The sequence below is a fragment of the Spirillospora sp. NPDC049652 genome, assembly GCF_040675125.1.
Taxonomy (GTDB): Bacteria; Actinomycetota; Actinomycetes; order Streptosporangiales; family Streptosporangiaceae; genus Spirillospora.
Genome location: NZ_JBFAOF010000008.1, coordinates 1 through 23,494, shown reverse-complemented (window position 1 = coordinate 23,494; position 23,494 = coordinate 1). Strand labels below are relative to the sequence as shown.

Annotated in this window: 9 protein-coding genes; 7 read left to right on the top strand and 2 right to left on the bottom strand. The window is 68.2% G+C overall.

Going from position 1 to position 23,494, the window contains the following annotated elements:
• The first annotated feature begins 24 nt into the window (after window positions 1-24).
• From AB0J52_RS01550 to AB0J52_RS01535, 4 genes are read left to right on the top strand one after another with little or no spacing between them, the layout of a single operon-like run.
• Window positions 25-2,790: a DEAD/DEAH box helicase gene (locus tag AB0J52_RS01550; RefSeq protein WP_500179593.1), complete on the top strand. Its 2,766-nt coding sequence runs from the start codon at window positions 25-27 to the stop codon at window positions 2,788-2,790.
• Window positions 2,787-7,781 carry a class I SAM-dependent DNA methyltransferase gene (locus AB0J52_RS01545; RefSeq protein WP_500179592.1) on the top strand — a complete coding sequence of 1,665 codons (4,995 nt, stop codon included), beginning with the start codon at window positions 2,787-2,789 and terminating at the stop codon, window positions 7,779-7,781. Before AB0J52_RS01550 ends, AB0J52_RS01545 begins: the two co-directional genes overlap by 4 nt.
• A gap of 34 nt (window positions 7,782-7,815) precedes the next feature.
• A complete protein-coding gene (locus tag AB0J52_RS01540) occupies window positions 7,816-14,331 on the top strand; it encodes a DEAD/DEAH box helicase (RefSeq protein ID WP_500179591.1) in 6,516 nt (2,171 codons plus the stop codon).
• On the top strand, window positions 14,328-16,535 hold the full coding sequence (locus tag AB0J52_RS01535; protein WP_500179590.1) for a UvrD-helicase domain-containing protein: 2,208 nt from the start codon (window positions 14,328-14,330) through the stop codon (window positions 16,533-16,535). The genes AB0J52_RS01540 and AB0J52_RS01535 overlap by 4 nt, the downstream gene beginning before the upstream one ends.
• 51 nt (window positions 16,536-16,586) lie before the next feature.
• Here AB0J52_RS01535 and AB0J52_RS01530 read toward each other — a convergent pair whose 3' ends face one another.
• Complete coding sequence (locus tag AB0J52_RS01530) at window positions 16,587-17,504, bottom strand: serine/threonine-protein kinase (protein ID WP_500179589.1); 918 nt, start codon at window positions 17,502-17,504, stop codon at window positions 16,587-16,589.
• Window positions 17,501-19,498: an N-6 DNA methylase gene (locus AB0J52_RS01525; RefSeq protein WP_500179588.1), complete on the bottom strand. Its 1,998-nt coding sequence runs from the start codon at window positions 19,496-19,498 to the stop codon at window positions 17,501-17,503. The genes AB0J52_RS01530 and AB0J52_RS01525 overlap by 4 nt, the downstream gene beginning before the upstream one ends.
• A 218-nt stretch (window positions 19,499-19,716) precedes the next feature.
• Between AB0J52_RS01525 and AB0J52_RS01520 the strand changes: the two genes are divergently transcribed.
• The 3 genes from AB0J52_RS01520 to AB0J52_RS01510 all read left to right on the top strand — a co-directional run.
• Entirely contained in the window at window positions 19,717-20,256 is a 540-nt protein-coding gene (locus AB0J52_RS01520) for a hypothetical protein (RefSeq protein ID WP_500179587.1), read from the top strand.
• Window positions 20,257-20,429: 173 nt separating this feature from the next.
• Window positions 20,430-22,928, top strand: a complete 2,499-nt coding sequence (locus AB0J52_RS01515; RefSeq protein WP_500179586.1) for a HelD family protein — start codon at window positions 20,430-20,432, stop codon at window positions 22,926-22,928.
• Between the two features lie 176 nt (window positions 22,929-23,104).
• Window positions 23,105-23,494 (top strand): DUF2397 family protein (locus AB0J52_RS01510; RefSeq protein WP_500179585.1); only part of this gene is annotated, 390 nt, incomplete at its 3' end.

Here is a 23,494-nt window from a genome sequence, read left to right as displayed (position 1 = left end):
ACAACAAGCGAAGGAGCCGTGGGAGTGACCGTCAGCGAGGCGACGCCGTTCGCGCCGGGCGCGCGCATCGAGGTGCGCGACACCGAGTGGATGGTCCGGACGTGCACGCCGACCGAGCACGACGGTTACATGATCAAGGCCGTGGGCGTGTCGGAGCTGGTCCGCGACGAGGACGGGGTCTTCTTCACCGGCCTCGACGAGGTGAATCCGCTGCGTCCGGAGGACACCGAGCTCGTCGCCGACGACACCCCCCGCTTCGCCAAGAGCCGCCTGTTCCTGGAGTCGGTGCTGCGCCGCACGCCGCTCCCCCAGTCCGAGCGCGGCCTGGCACTGCCAGACCGCTTCCTGTTGGACCCGCTCCCCTACCAGCAGCGTCCGGCCGAACTGGCGCTGAAGGGGCTGCGACCGCGCATCCTGATTGCGGACGTGGTCGGGCTCGGCAAGACGCTGGAGATCGGCCTGATCCTCGCCGAACTGATCCGGCGAGGCCGGGGCGAGCGCATCCTGGTGGTCACCCCGCAGCAGGTGTTGGAGCAGTTCCAGCACGAGCTGTGGACACGGTTCGCGATCCCGCTCGTCCGGCTCGACTCGGTGGGGCTGGAACGCATCCAGCGGGACATCCCGGCGGGCCGTAACCCGTTCCTTTACTACAAGCGGGTCATCATCTCCGTCGACACCCTGAAGAACCAGGGCAAGTACGGCCAGCACCTGCGGAACATGCACTGGGACGCCGTCGTCATCGACGAGTCGCACAACGTGATCAACAAGGGGAATCTGCGCAACGACCTCGCCGCGTTGCTGGCCCGGCACACCGATGCGCTGCTGCTGGCCAGCGCGACTCCGCACAACGGCGTCGCCGAGTCGTTCGCCGAGCTGATCAGCCTGCTCGACCCGGCCGCCATCGTGGACAAGAGGAAGTACTCCGCCAAGGACATCGAACACCTCTACATCCGCCGCACGAAGGTGAGCCCGGAGGTCCGCGACCAGATCGGCGGCAGGTGGCCGACGCGCGGCCCGTCGGAGGCGATTCACTGCATGGCTTCCGAGGCCGAGGAGGCGGTCTTCCGGGAGTTGAGGGAAACCTGGCTGCCGGAGTCCGGTCAGGTCGCGCCGGTCGTCGGCCGCGATCGCAGGCTGTTCCCGTACACGCTGGCCAAGGCGTTCCTCTCATCGCCGCGGGCCCTGTCCATCACCGTCGGACGGCGACTCGAGAACGCGACCGAGCCGCGCGAAGTCGAGGCGTTGGGACGGTTGGCCGGGCTCGTCGCCGCCGTGAAGGCCGACGAGACGTCCAAACTGAAAGCGCTCGTCGCGAAACTCAAGGAGATCGGCGTCGGCAAGGGGGCCACGCGAGCCGTGGTGTTCTCCGAAAGCGTCCCGACCTTGGACTGGCTCCAGAAGGTCGTGCCGGGTGAGCTCGGCCTCACGAGGGACCAGGTGCAGATCATGCACGGTGGCCTGCCGGACCAGCAGCAGCAGCAGATCGTCGAGGATTTTTCGCTGGCCGACAGCAAGGTGCGGGTGCTGTTCACCGGCGACGTCGCGTCCGAGGGTGTCAACCTGCACCGGCAGTGCCACCACCTGATCCACTACGACCTGCCATGGAGCCTGATTCGGATCGAACAGCGCAACGGCCGCATCGACCGGTACGGGCAGACGCACCAGCCGCAGTTCAGCGCGCTCATCCTCGAGTCGGCTGTCGAGGATGCCCTGGACGACACGGTGGTCTCCGAGAAGCTGCTGCGCCGCGAGGAGCAGGCGTACAACAGCCTCGGCACCGCCGAGGCGGTCACCGGCGAGTTCTCCGCCAAGAAGGAGGAGGACCGGCTGATCAAGGACCTGTTCGAGGGCAAGACGGTGGAGCAGGCGCTGGAACAGGCGCCGGACACCGACTTCCTGGCCGATCTGCTGGGTGCGGTCGGAGCGGACCACGGGCAGGCCGAGCCGGAGCGCGCCCCCGTGCCCCGGCTGTTCGCCTCCACCGAGGAGTTCATGCGCGAGGCACTGGACACGGTCGTCCCTGATCTGAAGATCGACGACGACGGCGAGATGCTGGCGTTCGAGCCGCCCGCCGACCTGGTGCACCGCTTGTCGGCGCTACCCGCCTCCTACCTGCGCACCCACAAGATCAAGGAGCGGATGAAGGTCACCTTCAACCGCGAGCTCGCGCAGCGCAAGCTGGACGAGGCCCGCAAGACCAAGACGCTCTGGCCGGACATCGCCTACCTGTCGGACCTGCATCCGATGGTGGAGTGGGTGGTCGACAAGGTGCAGGTGCAGTTGGTCCGCCAGCAGGCGCCAGTGCTGACCGCGAAGGTCGACGAACCCACGTTCCTGGTGCAGGGCATCTACTCCAACGCGCTGGGACAGCCGACCGTCGTCGAGTGGATGGCCATCAGCGGGCTGCCCGGTGCGCCGGTGATCCGCGACATGACCGAGGTACTGGCCGAGGCCGGAGTCGGTCCCCAGATGATCAACACATCGGGCACTCCGGACCTGGACCGGCTCGGCGTGCTCGTCCGGCCTACGGTCGACGCCGCCCGCAGGTATCTGGACGAGAAGCGAACGAAGCACGAGGCCGAAGTCGACCGCCAGCTCGCGCCGTACGAGTCGCGGGTCGTCGAGTGGGAGCAGGCCAGTCTGGAGGGAATTCCGGAGGACTGGCGCGCCGCCCGCAAGCGCGACTCCGTCCGGGCCACCGCCGAGGAGCAGCGCCGTCTGGTCGCGTCGATGCGGACGACGGGCGAGCCGCTGCTGCGCATCCTCGCCGTTCTCGAGGGGGACAAGTGACCTACGACTCGCTGGTCAACCGGGGTGAGTACTTCTCGGCGCACTACCTGGCCGAGGTCTTGCCGAACGAGCTGAAGAAGAAGGACGGTGTCCGGGCACGGTGGGCCGCCCGGGAGGAGGCCGGCGGGCTGAGCCCGGCGGCCGGGCTGCGGGCGCTCAAGAGCTCCTACACCAACGACCGGTTGTTCTTCGCCGACACGTTGGACGACATCCGCGAAGGCGTCATGCCGAAGGACCCCGACGGATGGCGCAAAAACCTGCACGAGTTGCACGGTGATGTGCTGCGTGCACTGGGGTTCTCACCGGTGCCGCGGGAACTGACGATCGTGCGCGGGGACAAGCAGCACACGGTCGAGGTCGCCCACGCGGAACCGACGCTGGTCGCCATCGAATGTGGGTGGGCCCCGGACGTGGACGCCGCGTTCGATCCCGAGCAGGCGGGACTGCTGCTGTCCCCGGTCGAGCTGGACGGCCGGGAGCGGATCGAGCTCGGCGACAAGCTCGCGACGTGGTTGTTCGGCGCGGATGAGCAGATCCGGTTCGTGCTGATCCTGGCCGGTGGCGTGATCATCCTCGCCGACCGGATGTCGTGGGGTGAGGGCCGCTACCTCGCCGTCAGCCTGGACGTCGCGCTGGGTCGTGGAGACACCAAGGAACTGGAGACGATCGGCGCACTGTTCGGTGCCGACTCCCTGCTGCCGCCTGAGGAGGGTGGCGCGGATCCGCTGTCGGAGTTCCTGGACGGCTCCCGGCAGCATGCCGTCGGGGTCTCCAAGGAACTGCGCGAGGGGCTGCGCAAGTCCGTCGAGATCATCGCCAATGAGGTCCTGGACCGGATCCGCGAGCAGGGGTACCGGCCCGAGGACATCATGGAGCCGAAGGAGCTGGGCAGGGAGCTCAGCCGCGAGGCGCTGCGTTACCTGTACCGAATCCTGTTCCTGCTGTACGCCGAGGCGCGTCCGGAACTCGGGATCCTGCCGACCGACGACGAGGCCTACATCCGGGGATACAGCCTGGCCCGGCTGGGCGACCTGGTCGTGCGGGACTTGGTGGGCGAGCAGTCCCGGCAAAGCGTCCACCTGTACGAGTCGCTGGACCTGCTGTTCCAGTTGGTGAACGGCGACCACCCGTCGCAGCGGGTGGCCCGCCCCCGGGGGACGTCCGAAGGCGAAGGCCTGCGGTTCGAGCCGCTGAAGGCCGAGCTGTTCGAGCACAGGCGGACCAAGCTGATCGGTAAGGACGCGATCGTCCTGGACGAGGACGACCCGAACTCGCCGCGCATCGACACCCGATTGCGGAACGGCGCCCTGCACCAGGTGCTCCGGCTGCTCATGCTGACCAAGGGCAAGCGGAAGGAGCGCGGCGGGTTCATCTCGTACGCGCAGCTCGGCATCAACCAGCTCGGCGCGGTGTACGAGGGGCTGATGTCCTACACCGGGTTCATCGCCAAGGAGGAGCTGTACGAGGTCGCCAAGAACGGCGACCCGAAGGACGGCTCCTGGATGATCACCCGTTCGCAGATGGAGTCGGGCGCGTACGCCGAGGACGTCTTCGTCATGCAGGTGGACGAGAACGGCGTCCGGACCAACGAGCGCGTCCGGTACCGGCCGGGCTCGTTCGTCTACCGGCTCGCCGGACGCGACCGGCAGACCAGCGCGTCGTACTACACACCGCCGTCGCTCACGAAGGTCACCGTCGAGCTGGCGCTTAAGGAGCGCCTCGACCAGGACGGCACCACGACCCCGGCGCGCGAGATCCTGAACTGGACCATCTGCGAGCCGGCGCTCGGGTCGGGTGCGTTCCTCAACGAGGCCATCGACCAGGTGGCCGCCGAGTACCTGAAGCGTCGTCAGGGAGAGCTCGGCCGGGAATTGGAGTCCGAGCGGTACCTGGAAGAGCTGCAAAAGGTCAAGGCGTATATCGCGCTGCACAACGCCTACGGCGTGGACCTGAACGAGACCGCCGTGGAGCTGGCGGAGGTCTCGCTGTGGCTGAACGTCATGCACCCCGGGTTGCAGGCACCCTGGTTCGGCTTGCACCTGCGCCGGGGTAATTCGCTGATCGGTGCGGGGCGCCGCGTGTACGAGCCGCACCACCTCAAGAAGAAGGCCTGGCTCTCGACCGCGCCCAAGGACATCCCGTTCCGAGACGGCGCGATTCCCGACGGGCACATCCATCATTTCTTGCTGCCCGCGGCGGGCTGGGGCGCGGTGGCGAGCGAGAAGGAAGCCAAGAACCTGGCCCCGGACGACGCCAAGCGACTGGCCGCCTGGCGCAAGGAGCTGCTGAAAGACCCGTCCACCAAGAGGAAGCAGGGCCACAAGCTCACCCAGGTCCAGCGCCTCCAAGCGATCACCCGGCGCGCCGAATTCCTGTGGGACCTGGTCGTCCAGCGGTTGAAGATCTCCGAGCGCGAGATCAGCCGTCACATCGACGTCTGGGAAGCCGAAGACCTGCCCCAGCCGCAGGAGGCGATCAGCCGCGACGAGATCCTCGCCGACCTGACCGCACCGGGCACCCCGTACTGGCGGCTCAAGACCGTCATGGACGTCTGGTGCGCCCTGTGGTTCTGGCCCCTCGACAAGGCGGCGTTGCTCGACGGCTCCGCAGATGTCTACCGGCGCTTCGGAGATCTGGAAACGTCGGTCATCGAGGTGACCGAGCTCGTCGAGGCCGAGCCGGACCCCGGCTTCCCGACCGTAGTGGAACAGGATTCCCTGTTCGGCGGCGAGACCAAGCAACTGTCTCTGCGGGGCTCGCTCACATCTCGCCGAGGAGGCAAGACGCGTGCGCGGACGCTAGACCCGGTACGCGCCATCATCCCGCTAGCGAACCTGGACGACTGGCTCGACTTCGCCGAGGCCGCCCTCGGCCGCGCCGACGTCCCACCGAACTCCATCCCGTCCGCCCTTGGCACCCTGGGGGCGCTCTCCGAATACGAGGACGAGCTCACCAAGTGGACCGGCATGGACTCCGCCGACCGGCTGGCTGCTCGGTTCCCTTGGCTCCACGTGGCAAAGGAACTCGCTGACACGCAGGGCTTCTTCCACTGGGAACTCCAGTTCGCCCAGGTTTTCCAACGCGGCGGCTTCGACCTCCAGGTAGGCAACCCCCCCTGGGTGCGCCCCGACTGGGAGGAGGACGTGATCCTCGCCGAGCTGGAGCCCTGGTTCAAGCTGGCAACCAAGCCGCCGACGGACGAAAAGCGCAATCGCAAGGCCCGTCTGCTGAGCGACGAAACGGTACGCTCGTATCTCCTGGATGAGCTGTCTAGCGCCGCAGGAACGACCATTTTCCTCGGGAGCGAAACCACTTATCCACTTCTCAAAGGAACGCGTCCCGATCTCTATCGGGCTTTCATGTGTCGCTCCTGGAACAACCTTGGCAGCACCGGGAACGCGGGACTGATCCATCCGGACACTCATTTTGGAGGAGTCAAGGAAGGGATCCTGCGCAAGTCCGCATATCGCCACTTGCGATTTCACGCACACTTCTCTAACCGCTATGAACTCTTCGATATCGAGGGAACTCGACAGTTCGGCATCCACATATATGGTCCACCAAGAAACGTCGGCTTCACCAGCGCGAGCTGGCTGTTCGCCCCGGCAACCTTGCTCGACTCGATCCACCATGACGGAAGTGGCGATCTGCCCGGCATCAAGCACGATGGCAAGTGGGACCTGCGACCGCATAGGGACCGCCTCCTTCACGTGGACGGGGCGCTATTCGAGCAGTGGCAAGCACTAACGGACTCCATCGATGCACCGGTAGACCAGACACCATTGCTCTATCCGGTGACCACTGCGGAAGCAGGAGCAATCGAAGGCTTGGCGTCCTATCCGCATCACCTCGGCCAGCTCCACCCTCGGATCAGCAGTGGCTACAATGAAAAGACTGCCAAGGATGAAGGGCTGATCCACTGGCGGACCGGGCGGCAGAATTCACTAGACGCTGCCATTTTGCAGGGCCCACACTTCAGCCAAGCCACCCCGTTTAACAAGCAGCCGAACATCCCCTGCAAGACCAACCGCGACTGGTCAGCCTGGAGCCTCCCGACGCTGCCTCAGGACGCCGTGCCCGTGACCAACTACGAGCGAGCCTGCGACGAGGAGACCTACCTTGCCGCCCAAGACCGCTGGGCCGTGCTTGACGGCTACACACAGCGCTACACCGAGTTCTACCGGCTTGCCTGGCGACGCATGATTCCGTTCGATACCGAACGTTCCTTGTTCGCCTCCCTAATCCCGCCTGGTCCAGCACACGTGGACGCTGTGCACACCTTGGCGCTGCGCGATGACAGGGACACCGCATTGGCCGCCGGTTTCTGGGCGACGCTTCCGCTTGACTATCTTCTGCGAATCACGGGGAGAGCGGATCTCCGGAACGCAGAGGCCAACGCGATGCCCGCTGGAAGGCCTGATCACCCCCTGGCCTCGGCACTGCTGCTACGGACCTTGCGCCTCAACTGCCTTACAGAAGCTTATGCTGCACTGTGGGCCAAGCTGTTTGACGAGCAGTGGCGGTCCGCACGTTGGGCTGCTGCTTGGCCAGGACTTCAACCACTTGCTTGCTCCTCCCCTACGTGGGAGTACAGCACTCCGCTACGCACTGAGCGGGAACGTCGGGCTGCCTTGGTGGAACTCGATGCTCTGGTCGCAGTCTGGTTGGGCATGACCGCGGACCAACTCGTCGCGATCTACCGATCGCGTTACCCGATCCTGTCGGACTACGAGGCGCAGACTTGGTTTGACGCCTACGGACGGAAGATCGCGGGCAACCACAACACCTACGGTTACGGCCAGACGAAGGCGGACTTCGAGGCGCTGATGGCTCACCTCGATCCCGATATCAACGGGCCGGTTCCCGAGGGATACGAGGCGCCGTTTTACAAGGCCGACCGAGAAGCCGAGTATCGGCAGGCGCATGCGGTGTTCTCGGAGCGGCTGGAGCGGGCCAAGGCCGAGGGTTGGACGCCTGATGATGGCAACTAGGCGTGAGCTCGTCCTGTGCAGGAAGGAGCGTTAGGTGAGGCCGACGCTGGCTGCCGAAGAGGTGCGGCGGAACATCACGCAGTACCTCACCACGACCTTCGCCCTTGCGGACGAGCAGGTGCGGGACGGGCTTGAGCGTTTTCTGAACCACCCCGCTCAGGGCATCTTCCGTGGTCCTTACCTGCGTATCCGGACGCCTTTCACGCCTGCTGGGGACGGGTGGCGTGAACGGCTGGAGTGGGTGCCCGCCGGGTTCTCCCCCTACGCGCACCAGGCGCGGGCGTTCGAGCGGCTCAGCACGTTCAACCACGACGCGCGACCGACGCTGATCACGACCGGTACCGGTTCGGGCAAGACGGAATCGTTCCTCATTCCCGTCCTCGACCACTGTCGCCGGCAGCGAAAGCTCGGCAGGCATGGGATCAAGGCCGTCCTGCTCTACCCCATGAACGCGCTCGCCACCGACCAGGCGCAGCGGCTCAATGACTATCTCCGGCAGCCGGGGCTCAGCGAGGTGACCGCCGGCCTCTACATCGGTGACTCTCCGGAGACCGGCTTTCCGCGCGTCCTCACCCAACGTTCGGACATCCGGCGCACCCGGCCGGACATCCTGATCACCAACTACAAGATGCTCGACCTTCTCCTCCAGCGCGCCGAGGACGTGCCGCTGTGGGAGGACGCCGACCTCGCCTATGTCGTCGTGGACGAGTTCCACACCTACGACGGCGCGCAGGGCACCGATGTGGCGATGCTGCTCCGCCGCCTTGCCGCCGCCACCGGGCACGCTGAGCCCGGTAGGCCGCTGGGACGGATCTGCCCTGTGGCCACCAGCGCCACTCTCGGAGAGGGTGGCGACGATCAGAAGATCCGTGAGGTCGCGTCCACCGTCTTCGGGGTGGAGTTCGATGCGGATTCCATCGTCGGGGAAGACCGACGCTCGGTCGACGAGTTCGTTCCCCTCTCGGCCATCGACTACGGCCTGCCGCTGCCCGCCCCGCACGAGCTCGCGGCCATTCCCGACCCGCACGACGACCCGTCCGCGATGGAACGGGTCATGGAGGTCGTCACCGGCCGCTCGGGGCTGGACGGGCCAGAGCTCGGTCGGGTCCTGAAGCAGCATGTCCTGACCCGCGCGGTGCTCGCGGCGATGTACGAGGACCTGGACGGAATCCCCGAACTCCCCGAGCGCATCCTGGAGTTCCTCCCCCAGCACAACGCCTACAGCTGGGGCGCGGCCTTCCGGCAGCGCAGGACGCAGACGGTTACCGCGCTGAGCCGGTTCATCGCGCTGCTGTCCACCGCACGCGCCCCCGAGCATCCCGAGCGTCCCTTCCTGCACATCGAGGCCCACCTGTGGGTCAGGTCGGTGAGCCGGCTGCTGCGCGCGGTCGCTCCCCGGCCCGGCTTCGCGTGGCACGGCGAGGCCGCGCCGCCGATCGACGTCGACACGACGCTCACCGGCGGCGGTCGAGAGCTGCTCCCCGCCGTCTACTGCCGTCACTGCGGCCGGTCCGGGTGGGCGGCCATCTCGCCCGAACGGGACCCGCACGACCTGATCAACGACCCGGAGAAGATCTACCGGGCGGGCGTCCAGGACAAGCGGCTGCTGCGCGCGCTCATCACCGCGACCGACGACGAGGTCAGGGCTCAGGCGGATGGCAGGCCCGGGCCCGACGTCCTGGTCCTCGAGGCCAACGGCCGCCGCGTACGGCCGCTCGACCCCGCCAACGACCTGGACGCCGCGAAGTCCGGCGAGTTCCAGCACGTCTTCGTCCTGGCCAACCTCAGCCACACCAAGGAGGCCAACAGCAACGCGCAGAACGACCGCTGCCCCGCCTGCAACATGGACCAGGGCACGCGCTTCCTCGGCTCGGGGCTGGCCGCGCTCGCGTCCGTCGCGATCACCGAGCTGTTCACCGGCGGACAGCTACGGGATGCTCAGCGCAAGACGCTGTTGTTCAACGACTCGGTGCAGGACGCCGCACATCGGGCTGGGTTCGTCTCCAACCGCTCCTACAGCTTCTCGCTGCGCACGCTGCTGGCCCACGAACTCGACTCCGCGACGGCGACGCCGCTAAACGACCTGATCTCCAACGTGATCAAGGAGGCCAGCGATCCCTCCTACCTGCCCGCCGTCGTCCCGCCGGATCTGCACGACCGAAGCGCCGTGGACGAGCTGCTCGCGGGCGAGTCCGAGGGCTCGACGCGGACCTGGGAGCTGATCGGCGAGCGGCTGGCGTTCCAGACCATCATGGAGTTCGGTCTGCGGTCCCGTCAGGGCCGCACGCTGGAACTCACCCGCACCGCCGCCGCCGAGGTCATCCTCGACCACCCCGAACGCATCGCCGAACTCGCCCGCGACCTGCAACTGCACGGCCCCGCCGCGCTGACCGGGCTCCCCTCGCCCGAGACCTACGTCGCCTATCTTCGCGGGCTGCTGGAACGCATGCGGATGCGCGGCGGCATCAAGCACCACTGGCTCGACCGCTGGATCGAGCAGGCGGGCGCGAAACGCTTCGGGACGATCTGGGGTCAGCGCCCCGACGGCATGCCCGCGTTCCCGCGCGGGCTCTCCGCGCCGCGTTTCGTGCTCGGCGGACGCAAGGACCGCAGCGAGTTCGACGGCATCACCAGCCGTCAGGGCTGGTATGTGGACTGGACGGTCCGCTGCCTCGGCCTGAAACCCGACGACGCACCTTTCTACCTGGCGCGCCTGCTGGACGTCCTCGTCGACGAGGACGTCATCGCGCGGCGGGTCGCCGGGGACGGCAGCACCAAGATCTATGGTTTGCTGCCAGGGCACGTCCAGGTCTGGAGGCTGGAGAACGACCAAGTCGTGGACGCCGGGGTGATGTGCCCGGTGTGCCGCTGGGAGCAGACCGTCCACCCCGTCCGCGCCGCCGAGTGGTTGGGGCGGCCCTGCCCGCGGTACCGCTGCCCCGGACGGCTCGGCCGCCCGGAAGCCGCACGCAACGAGCGGTACAGGGACGACTACTACCGTCGCCTGTACCTGGACGCGAAACCGTTCCGCGTGACCACTGCCGAACACACCGGCGCGCTCAACCGACCCCAGCGCGAGCAGATCGAGCAGGCGTTCCGTGAGGGCAACCGCTACAACGACCCGAACGTGCTCTCCTGCACGCCCACACTTGAGCTCGGCATCGACATCGGCGATCTGTCGGCCGTGATCCTCGCTTCCCTGCCCCACGGTCCCGCCAACTACGTGCAGCGTGCAGGACGCGCCGGGCGCAGGTCCGGCAACGCGTTCCTGCTGACGATGGTCGGACGCAATCCGCGCGACCGCTACTTCCTCGCCGATCCGCGGCAGATGATCGCCGGGGAGATCGTCCCGCCCGGAAGCTACCTGTCCGCCGTGGAGATCCTCCGGCGGCAGTACGCGGCGCACCTGGTGGACCTGGCGGCGCGGGGCGGACTTTCCGGCGTGCTGCCGCTGCCGAAACTCGCGGCGGTGCTGTTCGGCGATTCGGGTTGGCTCGGCTCCTTCCAGGACGCCGCCCTCGCCCACGGAGAGACGCTCGTCGAGAAGTTCCTCGCGCTCTTCGGGGACGACATCTCCCCAGAGGCGGCGGAGGAGCTGCGCGGCTTCGCGGTCTCCGGGCTGAAGGAGAGCGTCGGACGCGTCGTGCGGATCTGGGACGACCGGCTCGCGGATCTGCGGGCCCGCTTGGAGATCATCGACGGTGCGATCGCCGCGATGGCCGACACCGACACCGAGCAGCTCACCCGCAAGCGGGAACTCCAGGCCGAGCGCCGCGCGGTGCAGAGGCGCATCGGTGAGATCGGACGCAGCAGCGCGCACGCCACCCTGGTCGACCTCGGCCTGCTGCCCAACTACTCGCTCATCGACTCCCGCACCGCACTCGAGGCGACGCTCACCTGGAGCGAGGAGCCCGACGACGCCGCCCCCGGCGGACCGGCCGTCCGCCGCCATCACAGCGAGCTGCGCGAGTACACGCGGGACGCTTCGATCGCCCTGACCGAGTTCGCTCCGGGTAACAGCTTCTACATCCAGAGCTACCGGCACACCATCTCGGGCCTGGACATCGGTTCGGCGCAGCGGCCCACCTGGCAGCAGTGGCGGGTCTGCCAGGACTGCGGTTATGTGCGGACGACCGCCGCGGCCGAGGACACGAGCCCGTGCCCGCGGTGCCGCAACACCCAGATCGGTGACAGCAGCGCCCTGCACAACGTGCTGATGCCCGTCCGAGTGACCGCCGAGGACAGGCGGGACGACGCACGCATCCGCGACGACCACGACGACCGGCAGCGGCGGTACTACGAGACCACGGTCGCCGTGGACGTTCCCCGCGACGAGATCGCGCCAGGATCCTGGCGCCGGACCAAACAGACGTTCGGCGTGGACTTCACCCGGCGCGCGGTCATCCGCCACTTCAACCTCGGTGCACTGCGGATGGACCGGCCACCGTCCGACGCCTTCGCCGGAGACCTGAGGCGCGTCAACCCCTTCTTCGTCTGCACCACATGCGGCGGTGCGACCGCGGACGGGCCGCCGTCCATCGCGCAGCGGTTCACCGGGACGGGAACCGGTTATGACGCCTCCCCCGGACACCACCGCAAGTGGTGCCCCCAGCGACGCGGCGGGGAGGTCGAGCACCTGAAGCTGGTGCTGGCGCACGAGCTGCGGACGGAGGCGCTGCGCATCCTCGTCCCGGTCGCCACCACGATGATCGCCGAGCGGACGGTGACCTTCCGGGCGGCGCTGATGGCGGGGGTGGCCGCCAAGTACGGCGGGGACCCCGCGCACCTGGACATCGTGACCGCCACGATGCCCGACCAGCAGACCGGGTACCAGCGGCGATTCCTCGTGCTGTACGACACGCTGCCCGGCGGCACCGGATACCTGCACCGCATGTCCACCGAGGACGGCTTCAAGGAAGTGCTGGAGCGGGCGCTGGAAGTGGTGACGACCTGCCCATGCGCCGAGGAGGAAGGGAAGGCCGCGTGCCATCGCTGCCTTCTCTCCCACGTCCCGGGACCGGACTTCGACAAGGTCGATCGGGCGCTCGCCGTCGAGATGCTCCAGGACCTACTGCAGGGCTGGGAGACCGACTCGGTCGCCGACACCGACGACATCTCCCTGTGGGATCAGATGGAGAGCGAGCTGGAGGCCCGGTTCCTCGCCGGGTTGAAGAGCTGGGCGGCCAAGCCCGGCGCGGGCCGTACGCTCGCCCTCGGTGGACGGGTCAACGACCGGCGCACCGCCGACCTGCGCATCACCGCCGCCGACGGCTCGGTGGTGCACTGGCAGGTCATCCTCCAGAACACCATCAAGGGCACCCGCCCCGACGTGACCTTCCGCCGACTGGACGCCGCGCCGCTGCAGGTCGACGTCTACCTCGACGGCTACGCCTACCACGCGGCGCCGAAGAACAACCGGCTCGCCGATGACTCGATCAAGAGGGCGCGGCTGCGCGCGGACGGCCGCATCGTCTTCCAGCTCGCCTGGGACGACATCGCCCACTGGGCGGACGGTGGCGCGCCGGAGTCACCGGTGTGGCGGCCCTATCAGGGCAACGCCCAGCAGGCCGCGCGCCAGACATATCTCCAGCTCGGCGGTGACCCGGCGGAACTCGTGGACGTGATCTGGACCAGCCCGGTGCAGACCCTGATGGCCTTCCTGTCCGCCCCCTCCCTCGAGCGCTGGCAGCGTCGAGCCGTGGCCGGTCTGGCGGGGCTACTCGTCCAGAAGGGGGCCGAGAAGACCCAGGCCTCGCCGGGAGGCATCGGTGAACGGCTGATGGCCGCGGTTCGTTCGCGGCCCCTCCCGCCGGCGGAACCAGGTGAGCTGGTCCTGGTGCGGACCCGGGACGACGCGGATTGCCCGGTCGTGACCGTCGTCCACCCTCACACCAGGACCTGGTCGGCGTTCACCGTCATCGACGACCGCACCGAGACGATCGAAGCCGACCCCCGAGGCCACGAGAGGCGCTGGCTGGCCTGGCTCTACTGGGGCAACCTGGTGCAGTTCCTCGCCTACGGCGGTGGTGACGGCGGGCAACTCGCATACACGACCTTGGACGGCTTCGATCCGACCGCGCTCGCCATGACCGGCGGCATCGGTCTGAACCAGACGCTCGCCTCGTTCCCCTTGGCCGACGAGGACGAGGATGTCACGCCGCGATCCGAGGCCACCCGTTCCCATCCGGAGCCGACCCAGCCGGCCTCGGCTCCGACACCGGCCCCCGGACCGCCCGCGTCCGCTCCGGACCCGGCCTGGGCGGAGGTCTTCGACATGCTCGACCCGGAGGAGCCGGGACTGGCCGAGCTGGCGCGGGCGCTGTCCGCGGCCGGTGTGGTCGTCCCCGAAGTGGGTTACGAGCTGGGAGAACCTGCGTGGCAGGCGGAACTCGCCTGGCCCGCGGCCAAGGTCGGCGTCGTCCTCGACGGCGACGACCAGGAGGCGACCGACAGGAACCTCGCCTACCGAGCGGCGGGTTGGGATGTGCGCACGGCACAGGCGTGGACGGCCGCCGAGCTGGCCGCGAAGATCATGGGTGAGGGAGCGTGAGCGTGCAGGACGGCGCGACACTGAGGCTGCTCGACAAGGCCGACAAGGAGATCCAGAAGCTTCCCCGCACGGTCAAGGGCGCCATCTACGAGTTCCAGCACAAGTTCCGCAAGAACCCGGACGCTCCGGGCCTGCGGCTGAAGCAGCTCAAGGGTGACTCCCAGCTCTACTCGGCGCGGGTCACCGACAGCTACCGGGCCCTCCTCCTGCACGCCGGCAACCGCGACTACATCCTGGTGGCCGTCAAGGACCGCAAGGAGGTCTACGACAACCTCGACCGGTACCACTACAAGATCAACCAGGTCACGGGCGGAATCGAGTTCGTCGACCTGAGCATCGTGCCGGGCACACCGGTCGCGCCCCCGGCCGAGCCCGCCGCTCCCGAGCCCACCGCGCCCGAGCCCGTGGCGCCCACTCCCCTCCTCGCCCGGTTCACGGCGGACCAGTTGCGCGAACTCGGTGTCGCCGAACCCCTCATCCCCCTCGCGCTGAAGATCACTACCGAGGAGGAGTTGCTCGGTCTCGTCGAGTACGCTCCGGCGCTGACCGAAGAGGTCCTGCTCGCCCTGTACGACGGGAGGACGTTCGAGGAGGTCCTCGAACAGGTGACCCGCCCGGTCACCACGGACGAGCGGATCGACCCGGCGGACTACGCCACCGCGCTCGCCCGCCCCGCGACCAAGGTCACGACCGAGGACACCGACCTGCAGTCGGTGCTGGACGGCGACTTCGGGCGTTGGAAGGTGTTCCTGCACCCCACCCAGCGCAAGATCGTCGAGCGGGACCACCGGGGACCGGCGCGGGTGAGCGGCGGACCGGGCACCGGCAAGACCATCGTCGCCCTGCACCGGGTCAGGTATCTGGTGGACCGGCTGCCCCCCGGCGACGACCGTCCCGTCCTGCTCACGACGTTCAACAAGAACCTGGCCGCCGATCTGCGCAACCGCCTGCTCGAACTGGGCGGGCCGGAGACCCTCGCACGCGTCGACATCGTCAACATCGACAAGCTCGCCACCAGCATCGTCAGCGGAACCCCGGCGGGCGGCAGGCGGCGCTGGATCGACGACGAACGGGCCGTCCGGGAATGGCGCGAGATGCTGCTGGAACTCGGTGAGGACCAGTGGGATCCGCAGTTCCTGCACGACGAGTGGAGCCAGGTGATCCTCGGTCTTGAGGAGCGGTCCCGTACCGCCTACTTCCGCGCCCGACGGGCGGGCCGGGGACGCAACATCGGCCGTGCCCAGCGCTCCCAGATCTGGCAGCTGGTGGAGAAGTTCACGATGCGGCTGGACGAGAAGAACCTGTGGACCTACCGGCAGGTCGCCTGGGAGGCCGCTCGGCTCGAACTGGCCCGCGCGTCCAGGATCAAGAAGTATGCCGAGAGTCCCCTCAACATCCACGTCGCCGACCAGTCGATCGCCCGCGAGAACCATCGCTACCGACACATCGTGGTGGACGAGGCGCAGGACCTGAACGTCGCGCACTGGCGGATGCTGCGGGCGATGGTCCCCGAGGGGGACAACGACATGTTCATCGCGGGCGACACCCACCAGCGGATCTATGGCAACTATGTGACGCTGGGCAGCCTGGGCATCAACATTCGCGGACGGTCCTCCCGGCTGACCCTCAGCTACCGCACCACCCACGAGATCCTCGGCTCCGCGCTCGGTCTGCTCGGCGACGAGTCCTGGGACGACCTGGACGACGGCAAGGACGACCTGAAGGGGTACCGATCCGTTCTCCGCGGGCCCGGGCCCGTGTTCCGGGCCGCGGGCACCTGGCAGGACGAGCTTGGGATCATCACCGAGCAAGTCGCCGAATGGGCCGAGACCCCTGCCTCCTCGATCGCCGTCTGCGTCCCCGATCGGAACATGGTCGCCGACGTCGAGTCCAGCCTCGGCAGGGCGGGGATCCGAGCCGCGGCCATAGGCCCGGACGGGCCCAAACTCGACGACGCCGTGCACGTCGGGACCATGCACCGCTTCAAGGGCCTGGAGTACCAGCACATGATCATCGCTGGGATCTGCGAGGGCCTGGTCCCGCGCGCCGCCCTCGAGCAGTACAGGGCCACCGATCCGGTCCGCTACCGCCGCGAGCTCCAGCAGGCGCGGTCACTGCTGTTCGTCGCCGCCACCCGTGCCCGCGACACACTGCTGATCACCTGGCACGGCGAGCCGAGTCGCTTTCTCCCCGCTCGGCGGTGACACGCCCCGTCGTCGCAGGGACGTCGGTCCGCTACCGGCCTCGTGGTGCCTTCACTTCGAAAGCGCCGCGATCGCGGTCGCGTAGAGATGGTCGGGCGAGTCGGGCAAGCGCTCGTAGAAGCCGGGAAGCGGCGGAAAGTCCTTCGCGTGGGCGAGCAGGGCCCGGCTCACCACGGCCCCGGAGGCGGGACGGTCGCCGGGGTGCTTGCTGAGCAGGGAGTAGATGAGCCGCTCCAGATCGTCCGGCACGTCGTCTCGGATCAGGGGCGGCGCCTCCTCCTCGGACTGGTGACGCACGGCCTCGTCCAGAACCGTATCGGCGACGAAGACCCGATGGCCCGCGAGGAGCTCGTACAGGACGCAGCCGACCGAATAGAGGTCTGTGGCCACGTTGGCATGCTGGTAACCGTCCAGCTCGGGGGCCGTGTAGAACAGCGTTCCCGGAGCCTCGCCCGGCCGCGTGATGATGCTGAAATCGGACGGCCGCTCCGCCATGGCCGCGGCCACACCGAAATCGAGCACGTGCACCGTGCCGTCCCGGCCGAAGACGACGTTGGACGGTGTGAGGTCACGATGGACGAGACCGGCATGATGGGCCGCCGAGAGGGCGGCGCAGAGCTGCGCGCCGATCAGCGCCGCCCAGGGCACGGGAAGCAGGTCGGTTCCCCGCTCGGCGATCATGTCACGGAGGGTCACGGCTTCGGAGACCAGTTCCATGACCATGAACAGGGTCCCGCCCTCGTCACCGAAGTCGTACAGCGCCGGTATGCCTTGGTGGTGGAGCCGGGCGAGAACGCGAGCCTCGCGGTAGAAGCGACGGCGGGCGCGCCCGGAGTCGCCCTGCAAGCAGTCGGCGATCAGCTTGACGGCCACGCCTCGGGCGAGCCGAAGGTCCGTCGCCTCCCAGATCTCCCCCATGCCGCCGACCGCCAGTGGCATCTCGGTCTCGTAACGTCCCGCGAGCTTCAACGCTCTCCCCTCTCCGGCGAGTGTTCGGCAGTCGGGCGGAGCATGGCGTCGACCAGCGCCTCGTTCAGCAGTGCAGCCAGATCCGTTCCGAGATCCGCTGCACGTTGAAGCCGTGTGGAGAACTCGTGGAGGCGATGGAAGGCTTCGCCGTGGCGACGCTGCTCCTCGATCGGGAGTAGCGGGATCTCCGTCCGACGCACATCCACCCGGTAGCTGGTGGACGTCGTCGCATAGTGCCTCAAATTGAGTGAGCTGCGGAGCACACCCGCAAGATAGTGCGGGTCGAGCAGGTCGGGGTCGGGGCGCAGGAGGAACAGGTGGCGGCCGAGGACGGCGCCGGGACGTTCGATGACCAGAGCGGCGGGCGTGCGGAGGATCGCCGGTACCACGACGTCGCCCGTGTGGAGCACGATGTCGCCGGGCCCCGCGGGTGTATCGGTGGCTGCGGGCTGGCGGCCTTGCACGACCTCCTTCGCCGTGAGGACGTATGGAGGGAGGTCTCCGTCGTTCGGGTAGGCGGCCGGACCCGCCTGGTGCACCGTGAGGTGGGCAAGACGGGTGAGTTCACTGATCGGCATCAGCGAGGCGTTCGGGGGCTCTCCGGCGGCGTCGACCTCGGGCAGCAGGCCCGGAAGTGTCCGGAGAAGTTCGAGAACCCGAGCTCGACGCTCGGCAACCTGGTCGATTGCGGGTGCGGCGGCCGGTGGGGTTATGTGCCGGGACGGGGTGAGGTCGACCTCGTCGTCCAGCAGGTCGATGATGCGGACGGCCTTCGCCAGTCCCGGCTCGTCCAGGTCGGATTCGGGATCGGCGCGGAAGCGCCGCCAGACGTCGAGGGCTTCTTCAGCGAAAGCGTCGGACGTCTCGGCCATCAACACCTGGCTCGGCGGACGCTCTGCGGAGGCGGGCCGACGCAGGACCCACAGGGACAGGGAGACGGCCATGTTGGGCACGGCCCCCGGCGGCAGGCCGATCACTGCGCGCACGACACCACGACGCAGGAACTGCTGACGGATGCGGCGGCCCGCGCGACGGCCGGCGGCCGCCGGGGGCATCAATATGACGGCCAGCCCGCCGGGACGGGTGTGCGCGAGTGCGTGCTGAACCCAGGCGAGCTCTGGTTCGGTGCGAGGTGGTAGGCCATATTCCCAGCGCAGGTCGGTGGTGAGCTCATCGTGGCCCCAGTTGCGGTCGTTGAACGGCGGGGCGGTGGCGACGAGATCGGCCTCGGCGGTCGGGAAGGCGTCGGCGCGCAGTGAGTCACCCGTCCGGATGTCGGCGTGATCGGTGCGCAGCGCCAAGCGGATCGCGGTGAGGCGGGCCAGGTCCGCGTCGATCTCCTGGCCGAGCAGGTGCAGCGGCTCGGTGTGATCGAGCGCGGCGAGCAGGAAACCGCCCGATCCACAAGCCGGGTCGAGGACGGTCTTCACGGGCGGATCGGCGAGCCGTACGGCTAGTGCGGCGACCGCCGGCGGAGTCTCATAGGCACGTCGTTTGTGCAGGTCGAGGTAGCGCTCGCGGAGGAACTCGAAGGCGTCACGGGGACCTCGGTCGGCTGCGAGGGCTGCCAAGCGGCGGACGATCGGCAGGTGCTCGGCCGCGAGGTTGGACGGGAGGTCGCCGCCGAGCGCCTTGGGTAGTTCGGCGGCCAGTCGCTCGTCGGCGAGTCCGCTCAGTTGCTCCCAGGCGTCAGGGGTGCGGTGCAGAAAGAGCAGGAAGGCGCCCGGGAAGCCGAGAATGTCGGCCAGATCCGCTTCGTCGGCGAGCCTGCGGAGGTCCTGCCAGAGGAACTCGTCGTCGGTCGAGCCGGTGAGCTTGCCCTGGTCGCGGAGCCAGCCCTGAACCTCCGCGAGGGAGAACGTCGGGCTGGTGGCGGTGCCGCCGACCGGCTGAGGGAAGTCGTCATGGCGCTTGCGCCAGTTGCTGACGGCCGCACGTCCGACGCCTGCGAGTCGGGCGATGTCGGCGGCGGTGACGGTCGCGTCCTGGGCCACTGGCGGCTCCTCGACTCAAGCATCACCGAACCTCCGGCAACGCGGGGCTACAACGCTACACGCCTTGCCTCGGCTACCCACGTCCCAAGCGTTGATCGAGTTCACATCCCTCAGTACCAGCTACTTCACAAATATATGCTCGTTGATTGAGTTTACAGTGATTCTATGGTTTGATATGAGCGTCGCAAGTTCGAGACCCCCTGCGAACGGAGCGCGCCATGACGCCCCCGCCTCTCCCCTTGCACTGGTTCGAAGAGGAACTGCGGGTTCTTCCGACAGAGCTGGCCCTCCGCGTCCAGCGGATGCGGGCGGGTGCCACCCGGGGCTATGGCTGCACCACCTGCGCGGTCGTCCGACAGAGGCTCGGGTTCGGGTTCGCCGCCGCGCGGCACGACGACGGCGAGGGGGCGGAGCGGCTCGTCGGGGAGGTCGAGCACTACGCCACCCATGGCACGCACCCCGCGAACTGCCCTCATCTCCCGCCCATCTGGTCGCGGCGTGCGCGGCGCAACGAGACGCACGGGACCCTGCCCGAGTGGGCGGACGTTTCGGGCCGGCTCATCGCCCCCACGGATGCGAGCTACAAGGGCCTGGTGGCCGGTTGCGGTTACGTCCTCGGCGACGGGCGTTGGGGAATGCGCGGGTGGACCGTCCCGTCGTCGCGACGTCCGGTGAACGTCGTGGTGGCGAAGCTGAACGGGGTCGCCCTGCTGATGGAGAACGCCGCCCCGGACGTTCTCCTTGCGCTGGCCGCATGACCTCCACGGAGAAGCCATGGACCCCAGCCGCCGCAGAAGAAGAACGGTCGAGGCAAGGGCTGCCGATCGCCGCCTACCTCGGGAACCGTTGACCCCCGCGTGTCATCCCAGCTTGATCATCAAGCGTCTCCACCTACACCCCCGCACCGCACCTTGAGGGAAGGGAGCCGGGTTTGACCGACCGGGCAGCCGTGATCGCCGCCGAGCAGCGTGCGGTCGACCACGCCTACGAGTGCCGGGCACGCGCGGAAAGGGATCGCCGTGCCCGGGCCGCCGCGCCGTCCACCGCGACCGACGCCAAGGCGGGCACCACCATCATCCCCGACGTGCCGCCGGAGCTGGCCGCGACCGGCGACCTCGGCGACGCGGCCCTGATCACCGGGCGGGTCGAGTTCGTCGAGGACGGCGCCGAACGCTCGCTGCTCATCGGTCGCCAGTCGGTCTTCGGACCGAATCGTGATCTGGTGGTGGCGAACTGGGCGTCCCGGCTCGTCCGGCAGTGGATGGTGGCGACTCCCGCCGATCCGGGCGATCTCCTGCTTCGGCGCCAGCTCAGATGTCACGGGCGCACGGTCCGGGATTACTTCGACCAGTTGTCGGTCGCGCGCAAGCGGGTCACCCCGGAGGACGGCGGCACCGAGCGGGTCGAGCCCGTTCCGGCGCAGCGCACCGAATCCCCCGGGGAGGAGATCGAGCGGCTGCGCGACTACCTCCTCGAAGACCTCGGGCGCGCTCGTGACGGTGCGATGCGCGACATCGTGGAAACCATCCAGCGGGCCCAGTACCTGTTGGTGTCCGACGAGCGAACCGGCGCGCTGGTCGTTCAGGGCGGGCCCGGCACCGGGAAGACCGCGGTGGGACTGCACCGGGTCTACTACCTGGTGTTCAACAACGTCTTCGCTACCAAGGACGTTCTGGTCGTCGGGCCGCACAAGGGGTTCCTCCAACATGTGCGCGACGTTCTGCCCCGGCTCGGAACAGGCGGTGTGGCCCTCGCGGAGCGCGACAGGCTGTGGGGCAAGGCGGACGCTCATGATCCGCTGGCCGCGCGCATGGTCAAGTCGTCCGCCCGGATGGTCGAAGTGCTTCGGCGTGGTGTGGCGGATTTCGGTGGTCGGCGGGCGCTGACTCGTTCCCTCAGTGACGGCGAGTTCCGGCTCGTTTACCAGGGTGTCTTCCTGGCGGTGCCGCAGGCCGAGCTGGAAAGTCTGCTGACCTGGGAGAGTGGCCCCTACCGGGCGCAGCGTCCCGCCTTCGGCAACCGCCTGGTGGACTTGCTGGTCGAGGCGTACCGCGCGGTGCGTCCCGGCCCTCTGGACGCAGGCCTGCGCAAGCAGTTGGAGCGCCACCCGCAGGTTCAGAAGGTCGTCAACGCCGTGCGGCCCCAGCTCAGCGCCGAACAGGTCCTGCGTGCGCTACTGACGGATGCGGACGTCCTGGACAGGGCTGCCGAGGGGATCCTTGACGACGAGGACCGGCGGGCGATCCTGCGGGAGCGGCGCCCCAAAATGTCCGACGAGCCCTGGTCGCTGGAAGATCTGGTCTGCCTGGACGAGCTGAGGTATCTGCTCACCGGTGACGTACCGGTGCGGTACCGGCACCTGGTGGTGGACGAGGCGCAGGACCTCACTCCCATGCAGGCCCGTGCCCTGGCCCGGCGCTGCCCGTCCGGCTCGATGACCGTGCTCGGCGATCTCGCTCAGGCGTCCGGACTGCACCGGTGGGACACCTGGGAGGATCTCGCGAAGGTGCTCACCGGTTCCCGCGAATGGCACCTCGAACAGCTCTCCGTCGGATATCGGGTGCCGCGCGAGGTGATGGAACTCGCCGCGCCTCTCGCCACCGCGGCCGCACCCCAGGTGGTGTTTCCCACGTCGATTCGGTCGGCGGGTGAGGATGCGGTGACGTTCGTCGAGACCACCTCGGAAGATCTGATCGCCCGTGCGACCGAGCAGGCACACGCACTCACCGACGAGCAGCGGTCGGTCGCCGTGGTCGTCCCTGACGCGCTGATCGGCGCCGCGCGCGACGGGATGGACGAAGGTGTGCGCGTAATTCGGGCCGACGAGTGCAAGGGCTTGGAGTTCGACCATGTGATCGTGGTCGAACCCGCCGACATCGCCGATCGGCGTCCGGGTGGCCTCGGATTGCTGTATGTCGCCCTGACCCGGTGCACCCAATCGTTGACCGTGGTTCACGCGCGGCCGTTGCCGCGCGAGCTTGCCCCATCCGCAGAAAGAGAAGAGGCGCCGATGCCCACGCCGATGACGGACTTCGCGGCCGTTCTCGAGAAGACGGTGGCAGTCGAGCGGGAATGTCACGTCCACGAGAGCGTCCGCTACTCGCTCGTCGCGGAGTTGCACGCGTCGAGGATGTCCCCTGATCCCACCTCCACCATCGCCGATCTGGTCTTCGATTCACCGGCGGGACGGGTGCTGTACGAGGTCCTGGGCGAGAACGGTCACCGGTACCCCGCGATGCGCGAAGCCGTGCTGCGCCTGGTGGAGGTCGAGCGTGTGACCGGCGCGACGGCCGCCCATAGGGTGGTCGTCCTGCCTCAACCGCCGGAGCAGCCCTGGTCCGCCGAGGTGCTGCGTGAGGTGTTCGGTGTCGCGGTCATCTGGAAGGACGGCACCGGCTGGCAGGGCGATCCCATCCCCCCGTCCCGGTAGTCGCACGGCACGGACCTTGACGAACGTGGGATCGGGGAGGGCGCTCGCCGATCCCACAGCATGACTTCGATGGTCCTCGACATTGCCCGATTTCGATGGAAATCCACTTGCGGCGCACGCGGGACATCGACGGAATTCAAGGATTTTGATCATGTAGCAGCGTACGGTGAACAACCGTGGACAAGTCGCGTTCGCCGGATCTGGAGCGGTTGATCGCTTACACGTATCTGACGGTGCCGGAACGGGAGACCCATCTGGCGATCATGCGTGTCTTCGCCGCGACGCTGCTGGCCGATCTGTCGGCGCACGATGTGGCCGAACGGCTCGATACAGGGATCTCCGCGGATACCGTGGCGGTGCGGTTGGAGCAGCTCGCCGACTGGGGAAACCTCATTCACAGTTCGCGGCCGGTGCGGGCGACCAGCATCCGCGAGTACCAACGGGTGCGGTCCCGGTACCAGATCTCGGCGCTGGGCGAGCGCGTCCAGCGGCAGGCGGACGAGATTCTGGCCAGCGCGGACGCGGCGCGCGAGGTGAGCCGGGAGCTGCTGGCGCTAGATCGGAAG

Bases quoted from the DNA above. Each gene is read 5' to 3' on its own strand.
- AB0J52_RS01520 (WP_500179587.1), top strand. From the start codon at position 19,717: ATGACGCCCCCGCCTCTCCCCTTGCACTGGTTCGAAGAGGAACTGCGG.